Annotated in this window: 15 protein-coding genes and 1 tRNA gene; 14 read left to right on the top strand and 2 right to left on the bottom strand. The window is 35.2% G+C overall.

Translation table 11 applies throughout. The features are described from left to right. Window positions 1-7 precede the first annotated feature (7 nt). Complete coding sequence (locus tag IPM14_06730; protein ID MBK9097816.1) at window positions 8-1,108, top strand: ATP-dependent 6-phosphofructokinase; 1,101 nt, start codon at window positions 8-10, stop codon at window positions 1,106-1,108. Window positions 1,109-1,227: 119 nt separating this feature from the next. Continuing rightward, window positions 1,228-1,305 (top strand) — tRNA-Asp (locus IPM14_06725). A gap of 86 nt (window positions 1,306-1,391) precedes the next feature. Here the strand turns inward: IPM14_06725 and IPM14_06720 are convergent. Both IPM14_06720 and IPM14_06715 read right to left on the bottom strand, forming a co-directional pair. After that, entirely contained in the window at window positions 1,392-2,432 is a 1,041-nt protein-coding gene (locus IPM14_06720) for a site-specific integrase (protein ID MBK9097815.1), read from the bottom strand. After that, window positions 2,425-2,727 (bottom strand): helix-turn-helix domain-containing protein, encoded by a 303-nt coding sequence (locus IPM14_06715; GenBank protein ID MBK9097814.1) that lies wholly within the window; start codon window positions 2,725-2,727, stop codon window positions 2,425-2,427. The genes IPM14_06720 and IPM14_06715 overlap by 8 nt, the downstream gene beginning before the upstream one ends. Before the next feature lie 1,236 nt (window positions 2,728-3,963). On the opposite strand from IPM14_06715, the gene IPM14_06710 reads away from it, so the two are divergent. From IPM14_06710 to IPM14_06655, 12 genes are all read left to right on the top strand, one after another. Continuing rightward, window positions 3,964-5,412: a hypothetical protein gene (locus IPM14_06710; protein MBK9097813.1), complete on the top strand. Its 1,449-nt coding sequence runs from the start codon at window positions 3,964-3,966 to the stop codon at window positions 5,410-5,412. Between the two features lie 71 nt (window positions 5,413-5,483). Continuing rightward, window positions 5,484-5,825: a hypothetical protein gene (locus tag IPM14_06705; GenBank protein MBK9097812.1), complete on the top strand. Its 342-nt coding sequence runs from the start codon at window positions 5,484-5,486 to the stop codon at window positions 5,823-5,825. 54 nt (window positions 5,826-5,879) lie between these two features. Then, window positions 5,880-6,164 (top strand): hypothetical protein, encoded by a 285-nt coding sequence (locus IPM14_06700; GenBank protein MBK9097811.1) that lies wholly within the window; start codon window positions 5,880-5,882, stop codon window positions 6,162-6,164. Window positions 6,165-6,440: 276 nt separating this feature from the next. Then, the gene (locus IPM14_06695) at window positions 6,441-6,842 is read left to right on the top strand and encodes a hypothetical protein (GenBank protein ID MBK9097810.1); all 402 of its coding nucleotides are present in this window, start codon (window positions 6,441-6,443) and stop codon (window positions 6,840-6,842) included. 122 nt (window positions 6,843-6,964) lie between these two features. Further along, window positions 6,965-7,969 (top strand): hypothetical protein, encoded by a 1,005-nt coding sequence (locus tag IPM14_06690; protein ID MBK9097809.1) that lies wholly within the window; start codon window positions 6,965-6,967, stop codon window positions 7,967-7,969. A 26-nt stretch (window positions 7,970-7,995) separates the two neighbouring features. Next, entirely contained in the window at window positions 7,996-8,391 is a 396-nt protein-coding gene (locus tag IPM14_06685) for a hypothetical protein (GenBank protein ID MBK9097808.1), read from the top strand. Window positions 8,392-8,937: 546 nt separating this feature from the next. Further along, a complete protein-coding gene (locus IPM14_06680; protein ID MBK9097807.1) occupies window positions 8,938-9,285 on the top strand; it encodes a hypothetical protein in 348 nt (115 codons plus the stop codon). 165 nt (window positions 9,286-9,450) lie between these two features. After that, the gene (locus IPM14_06675; protein ID MBK9097806.1) at window positions 9,451-9,741 is read left to right on the top strand and encodes a hypothetical protein; all 291 of its coding nucleotides are present in this window, start codon (window positions 9,451-9,453) and stop codon (window positions 9,739-9,741) included. Further along, the gene (locus IPM14_06670) at window positions 9,707-12,412 is read left to right on the top strand and encodes a toprim domain-containing protein (GenBank protein ID MBK9097805.1); all 2,706 of its coding nucleotides are present in this window, start codon (window positions 9,707-9,709) and stop codon (window positions 12,410-12,412) included. The genes IPM14_06675 and IPM14_06670 overlap by 35 nt, the downstream gene beginning before the upstream one ends. Before the next feature lie 371 nt (window positions 12,413-12,783). Further along, window positions 12,784-13,101, top strand: coding sequence for a hypothetical protein (locus tag IPM14_06665; GenBank protein ID MBK9097804.1), 318 nt, complete (start codon window positions 12,784-12,786; stop codon window positions 13,099-13,101). After that, window positions 13,085-13,267, top strand: coding sequence for a hypothetical protein (locus IPM14_06660; protein ID MBK9097803.1), 183 nt, complete (start codon window positions 13,085-13,087; stop codon window positions 13,265-13,267). Before IPM14_06665 ends, IPM14_06660 begins: the two co-directional genes overlap by 17 nt. After that, window positions 13,260-13,624: hypothetical protein (locus tag IPM14_06655; protein MBK9097802.1), on the top strand; the 365-nt coding region annotated here is incomplete at its 3' end. The genes IPM14_06660 and IPM14_06655, both read left to right, overlap by 8 nt.

Below are 13,624 nucleotides of genomic sequence, written 5' to 3'. Positions count from 1 at the left end.
GAAAAAAATGGGTAAAAATTTAGAGGTCAGGAAGATTGGAATTTTGACCGGCGGCGGTGATTGTCCGGGTTTAAATGCAGTCATTCGCGGCGTTACAAAGCCAGCTCAGGATCATGGTATGACGGTATATGGAATACTCGATGGTTTCGAAGGGTTTGTCGAAGGAAAAACTATTGAGCTTAGAAATGAAGATGTGTCAGGAATATTGTCACGTGGCGGAACAATTCTCGGTTCCTCAAATAAAGGTGATCCGTTTCATTGGCCCGTTGAAAAGGAAGGAAAGATTGAGATTCTTGATAAATCACAGAACGTATTGAGAAATTACAAAGCACTTGATCTGGATGCAGTAATTGCGATTGGCGGTGATGGTACGATGCACATCTGTAAAAAATTAATGGATATGGGAATTAACATTGTTGGAGTTCCTAAGACAATAGATAATGATCTGGATGCTACCGATATGACATTCGGTCATGATTCTGCGGTGTTTGTTGTCTCCGAGGCATTGGACCGTTTACACACAACTGCATCATCACATCATCGGGTTATCGTTGTCGAAGTAATGGGAAGATATGCCGGATGGATCGCTCTTCATGGTGGATTAGCAGGAGGAGCTGATTTAATCCTTATTCCTGAATTCCCATTTTCATGGGAAAGTGTTTATGATAAAATTCATAAAAGAGAATTGCAGGGAAAAAGGTTTAGTCTCGTCTGCGTAGCTGAAGGTGCAAAGCCAATTGGCGGTCAGCTTGTTACAAAAGGAACTGATGTAAAAAGGACAGATCCGATTCAGCTTGGCGGAATTGGAAAAGTAGTCGCTGACAATATTGAGAAAAATACCGGCAGGGAAACTCGCGTGACTGTTTTAGGTCATTTGCAGCGAGGAGGTAGTCCAACACCATTTGACAGAATTCTATCAACAAAATTTGGTGCATTCGCAATTGGTCTTGCTGCAAAGAAAAAGTACGGAAAGATGGCTGCACTAAGAGGAAATGAGATAGTTGAAGTCGAGATTGCAGCTGCAATTTCGAGGCAAAAATTAGTCAAGCCCGATAACCAGGCAGTGCTTGCAGCGCGAGCAATCGGGATCAGTTTCGGTGATGAATAATTGAGTGATTCAATAAAAATTTCTTATTGATTTTAGAGATAACAGCCTATATATTTGGGCTGCTTTTTTCAAACAATATGGTTTGAAATTTTTCTTTTGTTATTTGAGATTTTATCCACGGGGTCGTAGTTCAGCTTGGTTAGAACGCCTGCCTGTCACGCAGGAGGTCGCGAGTTCGAGTCTCGTCGGCCCCGCCAGATAAAGCCCTGTAAGTAAAACACTTACAGGGTTTTTACTTTTTAAAGAATTTTGTAGGTAGCAAAAATGGTAGCAAAAATGTCTGCTACTTTAGTTTTTTTAGTTCTTTTTTAAGGTGATTTGATGAGAGTTTTGTATAGTAAGTCATTGTGGTTTTTATATTGCTATGGCCCACTAAAGATGCTGTAACATTAATAGGAACTCCTGCTTCCTGGCTTCTGGAAATAAAATCCTTTCTGAATGTCCTTAAATCATAATCCTTACCTGAGAGGCCAATATCAGATAAATAACGCTGGAATGCTTTACCCATATTTTTAACTTCGGCATAGTCAAAAAGTCGTTCTGATTTTTTACCTTCTATGCTCTTAGAGAGTATTTCTTTTATGTTGTTGTGAATCGGCCTTACAAACCAATTACCTGTCTTCGAGGAATAAAATCGCATCTCCATTTTTTCCAAATCTATCTGGTCAACCTTAAGGTTGATAATGTCACTCGGTCTTAAACCTGAATACATTAGCAGGTAAATCATTAACTGGAAATTTTCATTTTTTTCTTGCGGGACTAATTCTGAAATTATTTTCTTCCTATCCTTGTTAGAAAATATGATTGGTTCCTTGACAGCCGGTTTTATTCTAACGTCCTTATTAAGCTTGAAGAATTTAGGTATGTACTCATACTCAAATAAAAAGTTCAGAAACTTTACGAAATTCTTTTGAATTCCATATTTAGTATTCTGTTCAAGAGCATCTTTTTTGAATAACCATGATATAAATCCTTCACTTTTCAGCTTAGTAATTACCAGGCAAGGTTGGGAAACATCAATGTATTCTTTGAGATAATCGAAAAAATACTCATAGGTCGCTTGTGTTGATTTTGATTTATTGGAATTGAGTTCTTTAAACCTGTCAAAAGCTTGTTCAATAGTTCCCTCTTTAAATTCAAGTGTTTCGATTTTCTTCAGATTTTCTAAAAACTCATCTCTGTAGATTTTAGCTTTCTCATAGTTCTTTTCAAGATCTCGCAATCCTGTCGTTATTCCTTTCCAACTTTTATCTGCTGGATGTTTATACCTAACAAACCAAAATCCATTCTTTTTATATAAATGTTTTGTTTTTTTATTATTCATTTCCATTCCCTGATTTCTTTATCTTATTCATTATATCCTTTGGATTAGTAATAATTTTTTTACTTGTTGCAGTTTGATCAACAGATTTTTGTGAATAATATGTATATCCACTTAGATCTTCCAGGCACCTTCTTATTTCAAAGTAAGGTATTCGGATTACTCCATTTAAGTCGACAATTTTTATTTTATTTGTGTTTATTAAATCATAAATACGAGACTTTCCAATGCGCATAATCTGAGCAGCTTTAGTAAGACTCAAAAGTGCTACGTCATCATAGTTAGACTGTCTTTCCATTTATTAATAATTGATTATTGAATTGAGCTTATACGAATAGAGAACCTAGTTTCATTTTAGTAGGCATAAAGCATTTAAAACTAAACCACTACCCATATTTCTTATACCGATTTTAAATTAAAGGGCAATTTTGAAAGGTTGTCCCCTTTATTTAATATAGATGCCAAGTGGCATGAAGTCAAGAGGGATGAACAGAAATATTTAGAAAAGATTAAATTTCTTGTAATTAGCAAAAACCTTAATTTGCTTGTAGGCTAAATGCAAATAGGGGGAAATCGATTTCAGTGTTGAGATCATAAGTATATGACTCATACCCCCAGTCCCAATCACGCTGGAGGATTATTTTATTGAGTTTATAAGGCATATAGTAAACTATGAAGTATAATTATCATTTTAAATTTAACAATTTTATCAGATCATAGTTAATAATGTTTTCGCTTTGATTTACTTTCGCTTCCTGGCTTGTGCAGAAAGGAGTTTCAATCTATGAAGTGAGTAAACTGCTCGATCACGCTGATATCAAAACTATGAAGATCTTTGCACACTTGAGAAGTGATGACTAGAGAAATACTGCCGAGGGACTGGATTAAATTAACAGTCAAATTGTACCGCTCTAAGGCATATCTTATTATAGTTTGTGTCAAAATGACAAATAATTATTACTTGTCGCATTTTTTACATTTTCGATCATTCCCTTCTTGGCTAAAATTAAAATAATTCTATCGGTATATTTTTTGCTGGAAAAATAGCACAATACTTAGTTCATTCTAATTTTTACCGATAAATCATTTCTGATTTATTCAGGCTAAATGCTAATCCTTCCTGAACCCACAAAATAGGAGTAGGGTTCAGAACAAGTTGAAGGCGTGCGATGCATATCTTGAATAAAATATTGAAGTTGATCGGTAAGATAATTTACAACACTTACAACAGCGGATTAAATCTGAGCTGTATAAGTGTTTTCTATTTTAAACTCACCTTTTTACTTTCCACAAAATCATTTTCTGATTACTCTAAATATATACATCAATTATTTTCAGTAACCCAAACTAATCTGGGATTTCAACTCGTCGATAGTGAAAAATGTCTTACTGGAAAATTGTTAATCAATGGCATAAAGACAATCGAATGCGGTAGACAAGATTTATGCATGGTTTCACCACAAAATTGCAGATCACCACCTTTGCCCTTCAAATTTCTTTCAAATTATTATTTAAAACAAAAATATGATATAAAATGAAAAAGATTATTAATTATATAGCGCGCTTTTTAGGTATGCGCATTAAAACATACACCCCCAAGAGAGTATATGTTTCCAAATCTGCTCTCCCATATCCGCGTACTCAACAGATGATCAACCGTATTAAAAAACTTTATCGCAAGGTTATCATCAGTTTCATCCCAACCAACACACCACCGCGTCCTAATTTAAAGGGTAAAGCACTGCAGAATTACCTCAAAGAAACCATAGTTATCTGTACCCGTTCAGCTCCATTTATGGAGGTTTTTGCTTCTCCAGGACGGATATCAGAAAATCTTGGGGTAATGGGTAAAATACTTTCACACTGTCCGTTGCGATGCTTGTTCTGCTATCTTGATGTTTCAGGCAGAGGAACTCCGTGGACCAGAGTATATGTGGACACAGAAAACTTTTATGCTCAGGCTGTTTCTGAGCGATTAGTATACAGGATGACACTTACCCTATGGAGTGCAATTTCTTTTTATCTGAAAACTCCGCTGGATAAGGTCCCGGAAAAGTTTAAAGATATCTGTGATAATACTATCAGAAGGGAAGTACTTAAAAAGCATTCAGCAGTAACCACAGATAAAGATGCAATAAAATTCTTGAAGAAGCATTTGAGAGAGTTCTTCCTGAAGATGGGAATTCCTATAACTCAAAAACTGTCTGTGCAATTGAAAAAAGAAATCCCGAGTTACTATGCTGAGAATTCAAAGAATCCTTTATGGATTAATATCAGCGAATATTCTGATGTGCTGGGATTAGATCCGATCACTAATCAGATTGATGAATTGATGCAGATAGTTCAAAGAGATCCTCAATTTAATTTCAAGTTCAGAACAAAGACTGCAAACATTCACAACCTTCTGAAATATGATGGGAGGAATCAGGTGCAAGTGACTTTCAGTCTCAACACAGATTATGTTACTCAGAAATATGAATTAGATTCGTCACCACTGGGTCAAATGATTGCAGCTATAAACGCTCTCATTCAGAAGGGTGGATACCAGATACTCATTGCTATAGAGCCCATCATTAAATACGATGGTTACGAGGATGATTACCGTGTATTGATAATGAGGTTAAAGAAGGAAGTCAATTTATCAGCAATAGGTAAAATCAAAGTCGGCACAGTTCGCTATAAAACTAGATTGAAGAACTACATCAAAAACGTTCATCCAAAATCTGGTTTAATTTCCCGCAACCAACAACTAGTTGCACCACAACCCGGGGATAAGAGATGGCGTTACAGCAAGGACGAACGCTTAAAAATATACCAGGTTATTCAAGATGAGTTAAAGTCTGTTCCTTCTGTTAAACTGGGATTAGGTTCAGAGAATCCAGAACTATGGGATGATTTAGGCTTGGACAAAACCGATATACACTCTGGTGTTGTGTATCAGTATGGTGACGATCAAAAGAAAAACAACAGCTCAAAATTATAAGGGCAAATTAATTCATAGCAGCTCTGCTCAGGTAGGGCTGCATTAAAATTAACTATTTAAGGAATAATACAATGATAGATCAGGAATTAAGACAAGAGGTAATTGACCTTAACAATGCGTTGTTCGATTGGAAAATTTCAGACGAAGAAGAAAATGTCGCAGTAGCAGTTATGGCAGGTATTACAGGATTGTATGCGGATGGTGATGGATCTCCATTTTATGCAGCTCGGGCTGCAGAAGAGTGCGTTATTAATATGCTTGATGAAAACGCAAAGCTAGGAATATGTAAGCAGCTATTGCAAGGTGAAAAGGTTAGAATTCCAGGAATGGATGAAGACTTTTGTGTTTGGGAACTTTTTTATGATTTGCATACAGGAGAGAAAATAGATCGTGAAAATGATCAAGATAACTAATAGAAGTATAATAACCGGGATTGACGATTGACCCAAACTTAATAGGAATAACAAATGAAAATTGTTTTTGGGACAGGATTACACAAAGCCCAATTGGTAATGGAGTTGGATATTACTCAACCTGACGAAAAAAAGCTTGCAGATAGAATTATGAATGGAAAATCTATTACATCCATTCAACATTTCATTGCAGGCACTGATACCCCTGAAGGTGCTGTGATTATCTGGAATGATAAACAGGCTATAAAAAAATTATTGGGCAATGGCAACTTTGGAAATCTGTGTCTAATGGAAATTTTACCACAAATTATTTTCGCTTTACACCAAGATTTGAGGTAAAATCTTTTTTTATTGAAATCGCAGATATGATGACAGATGAAGAATATTTGTACTACACTTTCAACAATTACACGAAATTATAAGAAGATGGTTTATAAACTTCTTCTTACAATTCCAGTATACTCTGGACCCCTTCGAGTTCAAGAAGGTGATAACGTTTTATTCCACGATATAGTGTAAATGACTTTGGAGTCGAGACCCAAGATGATTTTGCAGATGAACATTATCTGTATTACACATTTAATAAATACAATCAATTATAATAAGGACACTCAGGTGAAAATTTCAGTTATACCCCCCATAATCATTCCAGTTTGGAATGAAATAAGCACAAGGACAAAATTATACAGGCAGTTAATGATCAATAAGGAGAGTACGCTACAATACGATCTAAAAATTGATTATGATATTATTGCATTTGAAGCATATTCAAGAAAACCTAATTCATTACTTCAAATTCCAAAGCACTATTTAATAGTGAGAACCGAATATGATAAAAAAGCAATTAGTTCTGATCCTTTTGAACCATATGTTCATAAATTAAAATTACTAGGAAAAGCTGATTTAGATAAAGTTAAGGATGACAGTGTTTGGATTGAATTCTATAATGGACTTCAAGTTGTAGATGAAGAAACTTTTCCGGCTATTCATTTAAGTGGTTGGAAAAAAATAATCTAGGTAGATGAGAAGGATTGAGTTAATATTATTAGTGGTTCCACACAATATTTATTTTAATTATTACATTCAAGTTTAAATCAGGGGCGGGGAAAACCCGCCTTAATTTAATTAGGAGATTAAAAATGACAAGAAATATAAAAGTTACTTTCAAACCCGGTGCAAGTTCAGCACTTAGTGCTCAAGGCAGTGGAATCTATCCTTATGGATTTCCTTTTACTCTTAATCCTACTATGGGATGTTTTTTCTGCTGCAAGTTTTGCTACTCTCCAATTTGCCTTTGCAAATTAATTAAATATAAACGTGATAGTTTTTTTGAGGAGGTTACGGTTCGCTTGGGTGTTCCAGAACAACTAGACAAAGAGTTAACAAAATATTCAATACTACCTCAGCACTTAAAGAGAGTGCAGATCAACGAACATAGCGATTATTATCTCCCTCAGTTGTTCACAGAAATCAGAAAACAAAATCAAACTGATACCTTACTGGAGATATTAAATATTTTTCAAAAGCATTGGAACAATGGAAATAAATGGATGCTTCACATTCTTACCAAAAGTCATTTGATATTAAATCACCTGGACAAGCTGAAAGAAATGAAAGAGATGGTTCAAGTTGAAATTAGCTTCTCCACTCCATATGAAAATCAATTGCGTAACTTAGAACTATATACTCCTTCCATAAAAAAACGCTTGGATACAATTGAAAAATTATCCAATGAAGAAATATTTGTTAGAGTTATGGCAATGCCATTTTTCGGAGATAAGAATGATTTACTTCAGCTCAAACAAGAGACCTTTAATCGTGGAGCAAAGGCTTTGAAAAATAAAGGTTTAAACTATTACAATTGGCAGGATGTAATGAATCTGACAGGGCAGGATCTGCTTGATGGAAAACTTCTGCAATCAGGAAACAGAAAAGATACGCCAATTGACAGTTCCCTAAATATTCTTAGCGGTGAACCATATCTAAATAATGGTAAGACCGACACGGTTAATATTCTTATGCCGAATCATAAAGCCTGGACTGCAATCAGTATGCTTGAAGAAAGGTTGACATTAACTAGGCTGGAAAAAATAAATTGTGGTTACAGTCAATTAAATAAGATAGACTGGGGATATATTGTTTAATCGACTAAAAGTAAGAGAAGATAAAAATGAAACATAAAATAAAATCTTTCGAAACAAACAAAGAAAATTTATTTATCGATACCAATCATCCTGACTACAAATGGATTAAGAAGCATTACAACAATCCAGATGTTTCAGACTCTGAGCGTGAATGGGCAGATTTTGACGATTCATTTATTGATGTAAATGTTGGAAAACACAGTGTTAAATTTATTGCTTCAAATACTTTTCCAATGCAGGCAACCGAAACCATTGCAATTGTGGGTAAATCGAAAGGGAAGGATTTTATCGTTGATAAGTTAGTTCATTGTCGTTTTATGTATGATGGTCCAAATACTTATGAGATTATTGGCTTGGTTGATAAGGATAAAACAGAATTTAATAAAGATGGTGTAATTGTCTTTAAGCATAAAAAACTTTAATTATGACCTGCGGAATGCTGTTGGCGGGTTGGATTTAAAGTGGAGTAGATATTAAAAGTTCCCATCTATTTAACAGGAGAGAGGTATAGAATAGTTATTGTAAAATTATTTAAGCACACCCCAAAATCACATGCTCAGAGCTCCATACTCGTGTTTTAGACCACTTTTTTACTTGAACCTATGGTTGATATATCTAAAATTAAAATTCATGGCTATGGGCTTCTATTCAAGTTATCCAAGTGATCTGCATCTTTCCAATTAAATGAATGTCTGGTTAGGGATCCTTTACTTTTCGAGTAAATCAGGCATGCGTTTTTAGCTTAAATATCATGTTTTTGCATAACAGTAAAAAAAGTCGCAGGTGGACTTGTACTTAAAGTGGAAAAGTACTATATTAAAGATAGGGCAGTAGCTCTGATTTGCCCTGTTTAAGACTGAAAATTTGAATTTGCCAACCTAAAAACTTCACAACCAGAAACTAATTTAATCATTAAAGTCTCTCAGACTTACTAAAATTAAAATCAATTTATGAATATGAAAATTGAATTGAAAAGTAATACCATTCCTGTTTTAGGTTGGTCTGATATATCGGAATGCAAATGCTACGAGCAGTTAGCAAAAGATATGAACGATGGTGAGGAATTAATTTATAATACAATTAGAGAATTTGAAGATGGTGAGCTTTGTGCATATATATTTTATAAGGATTTTGAAGAGAGTAAATTACACACAGTGTTTACTGGAAGAGTTGAATTTATAGGTCGTCATCCTGATCATTCGGCACCATTTGTATACATTTTTTACCCTATGAAGCAGATAAAAGTAAAAGGTGTTGGATATTGCAAATGCTGTGGTGAACCAGAAGCAGTAATGCTGAAATCAAAGAAACTTTGAGCTTGACAAGGATGCAAGCGGACAGTATATTTAATTGTAGGCAACTGAAAACCCTTCGAAACTTACTACCTGTAAACTAAAACCCAGACAATTTAAACTATATAGGAATGCTCTTTCAGTAGAGAGGGCATTCCACCCTGAACAGAAAAAAACAGGAGTGATCAAATGCGAACTTATTCAAACGAGGATTTTTACCTCTCCGCATATTTGCTTACCCAGAATTTCAGACTAATTGAGCACACCAGAACAAGAGGACTTACAACATTTGTATTTGAATCAACAGATAACATTGAAAATGCTGTCAATGAATATTATTCAATGAATGCTAAAGTAGAACCAATGAAATATGGAAACTCAATTCGCAGTCTAAAGAGTATTATCCACTCTTATTCTACATCTACATCAAACCGAGGTAACAGAAATGAATACCAATTACACAAAGAAGGAAGGAGATAAAAGTTATGTAAAACTGAAAAATCAGATAAACGAATTGCAAACAGAAAAAGTTGCAGAAAGACTTGGATTGAATCTTACAAAAAACGGAAACAGTTATCAGGGTGAATGCCCTACGGGACATCCATCAGAAGGTGGTAAATGTTTTTCAATTAAAACTGAAGAAAAGTATTGGAATTGTTTTCACAAGACTTGCGGTAGAGGCGGCGATAATATTGAACTGATAAAGATTGTTCTAAAGTGTGAATTCATCGATGCCCTGAAATGGGCGGCAAAAGAGTTCGGGATCAATCATTCTGTTGATTTCAATAATCCATTCGATAAAGAGATTACAGATGAAGAGAAGGAAAGAATCAGACAGTTCAATTCAAACGCAGAGTTGTTTGAGACTTTGAACACGTGGATGCACCAATTATTATTTACAGACAAAGCAAAGAATGTGCTTGATTACCTCGTTAATTCAAGAAGTTATGATCCTGAAGTTTTGAAAAAATCTGAGTTCTGTTTTTTCCCTCCGGCAAGTGAAATAAAAAAATATTTGCTTGAGAAACATCCTGATATGAAAGATGATATAAATAATCTTCCTTTGTTTGGCTCAACCAGAGATATTTACAGGTTAGCATTGCCGTATAGAAATCTGAAAGGGAAAATAACAGGCTTTATTAAAAGAGCCACTCCAGGTGCAGTAAAATACAAGGCTGATAAGGATGGAAATCCAGTGGAGGAGAGATATGATTCATCAGCAGGATTGAAAAAGGATGACGTTTTTAATTTATGCAAGTGTAAAGATCAGGGAACTATTATTCTCTTTGAAGGCTATCCTGATGCCACATACTTTTTTGCTGCAGGAATGAAAAACGCTACAGCTGTTGGGCAGGGCAGGTTGAGTACTAAACATCTGGATGGTTTGAGAGCAACTAAAGCAAAAAATGTTATTATTTCATTTGATAATGATAAACCAAAGGAAAAGAAGCAAACTGATAAAGTAGATGAGGATAAAGAGGAAGTATTATCAGGATTAGAGAATACCATTGATGCAGTAGAATTGATCCTGAAAGAATCTGATATTACTCCTTTTGTTCTTGATCCTAAATTGCTTGATCCTCACAAAGATCCTGATGAATATTATCGGGCTAATGGACTTAAAGCAACGCAGGATCTTTACAAGAAAGTCAAGAAGGGTATTATCTGGTTGGCTGAAAGAGAGTTGGATGGGTTTGAAAAGGATGATTTCTTATCTCGGCAGAATGCCAGAGATGAACTACTCTACCTAACTACCCTAACCTCTGATGCTCAGGATATTGCTGAGATAAAGAATATGATGGTAGATAAACTTGAGCTGGATAAATCATTGGTCAATGAATTAATTAAAGAGCGAAAAGTAAAAGAGAGGATAGAAAGGTATAAGAAAATTAAGAGTGAAAGGCTTGATGGAAAGAAAAGATATTTCCCATTCATTGAGCGAAGCACAAACGCATATGCTTACCTTGATACAAAAGATGATGAGATATATATGGGGGTTCCAAAAGAAATACTTGAGAATATTCTGATATCAGGCGGAGAACCAATGCCTGATTTGTTTTCTATACTGAAGGCAGATTTTGATGTGAATTTTAATGATCGGATTAATTATGATCAGGAAAAAATTAATCTGTTTATACCAACACAATATATGTTATTGAAAAATACAGCGGAGACTTTTTATCCGAAGATAGATTTTCCACATATCTATAAGTTGTTAATGAATATTATTCCAAAGTATAGTGAAAGAAAAAGATTCTTGAACTGGCTTGCAGGTATTTTGCAGACCAGACAAAAACAACTTACTGCGTGGGTCCTCAAGGGAGAGCAGGGAGCAGGGAAGGGTATCTTTCTAGATAAGGTCTTGAAGGAATTATTTGGAAGAAAGCAGACAGTCAAAGTGGAAGACTCTGATCTTCAGAGTGATTTCAATCCCTGGCTTAAGAATACTATTATTGTTGCATTCAATGAAGTGGCTCACGATAACAGCACAAGAAATAATATCAAGTCAAGGATTAAAGCGATCATTACTGATCCAGATGTTATGATAAATGAAAAGAATATCCGTAACTATTCTATCACAAACTATGTGAATTGTCTATTCTTCAGTAATGAAAAGGTGCCTTTGTTCATAGAGAATAAAGATCGCAGATTGAATGTAGTTACTACAGGACCCAACCTGACTTCATTCGAATGGTTCAAGAAGGATCCTGAAGGATTTATTAATTCACTGAAGCCAGAGGTTCCTAAATTTGCTCAGTTCCTGATGAACTGGAAATATGATCCGATTGCAGCAAAGACCTGCATTGAAAATGAAGAGAAGAGTGCAATGGTATCCGTGGCTCTGAATAAGTTTGAGGAGTTTGCCAATAGGTTAAAGGGCAAGGATGTGGAATGGTTCGAGGAGAATATTATACACAGCAGTTGGGAGCAGGATCAGGAGTTCTTAGGTAAAGCTAATCGGATTAAATTGACAGCAAGTGACCTGGAAGGCAGAATCAGGAAAGATCTGGCACTCCTCGCATTCAACCATATTTACACGAATCAACAGGTAAATAATATGCAGCTTGGCAGAAGCCTGAAGCTGTATGACATTCGATCCGAAAGATCAAGGAAGGCAGGGGATGATAATTGGTATTATGTCTGGGATTAAAGTGTGGCAATTGCCACACTTCCTGCCATACTTTTTTGAGAAGGCGAAGTCTGTAAGTTCTTTAAAATAAGGGGGTTGCCATAGATGTCATACTTTGCCATACTTTTTAAACTCAGGTCAGGTCAAAAAATATTTTTAAAATGTAATACCCTACCTACCTTGTTGAAAAAAGTGTGGCAATCTATGGCAAGTGTGGCAATGTACGAATTCAGGCTAAAATCAAATGAATATTTGCCGTACTTAGGAAATAAAGTGTGACGCAAAGTGTGGCAATCGTAAATGAAGTGTGGCAATAAATAATGAGGTCTACTGCAAAGAATCCAGAAAATAAAAATTAAACGGCAGTAGGGACAACAATTTAGGAGGCAATTATGACTAGGGATAACAGTCAAGTAGGAAAAAGAAACAACACAATGACTAATACTTTAACCAATAAGATAGGACTCGAGGAAGTCAAGAAGCTTTGGATTGAGTATGGATGCTACAAGGCAGCCGATGAGCTGAGCAAGATGCTGGATCAATATATAAGTTTTTCAACAATTCGTTACCTCAGCCAGGTTTGCGGATGGACTCGGCCTGTGAATCCCAAATCAGCCATCTATGTGGGAGTAAAAAGAGGAACAATATCAGCGGAAAAATTTCCACATTTAATATTTCCGGAGGGAATAACCAATGAAACAATTAAATAATGATAAACCATTTTCTGAAAAATTAGATCATAAGAATCGAGCAAAGTCTGAGATAGTATTCTACAAATTGTTAGCAAAGCACAAAGTAAAAGCTAATCCATTTGACGAAGTAAGATCACAGACTTATCCAACAAAAGAAATCAAGCCAGGACCAGATTATGCTTAAATATTTTTATACATTAGTCACATTGCTGAATTCAAAATCAACAATTCAAAAACACTACAGCCCAGATACTGTAATAGCTGATCTTTTTGACGAGAACCTGGATGAGATAGATTTTATAAAATCACTATCAGAGCTTGAATTGATATATGGGATTGAAATTCCAGATGAGCTTTATGATAAAACGAATTTGACTCTTGAGCAGTTTGCTTATGAACTATCTCAACTTCCAGTAATCTCCAAAGAATCATATCCTGAATTCTTCGATATTAAATTCACTTCGATGAAGCTGACGAAAAGATATATCGAATTGGAAACTAAAACTGATGCAGATTCAGTTTGTGAAAAGGAAGAGATCAA

Source organism: bacterium (assembly GCA_016716565.1).
In the GTDB taxonomy this organism is placed as follows: domain Bacteria; phylum Bacteroidota; class Ignavibacteria; order Ignavibacteriales; family Ignavibacteriaceae; genus IGN2.
This window is presented reverse-complemented; position numbering and strand designations above follow the sequence as displayed.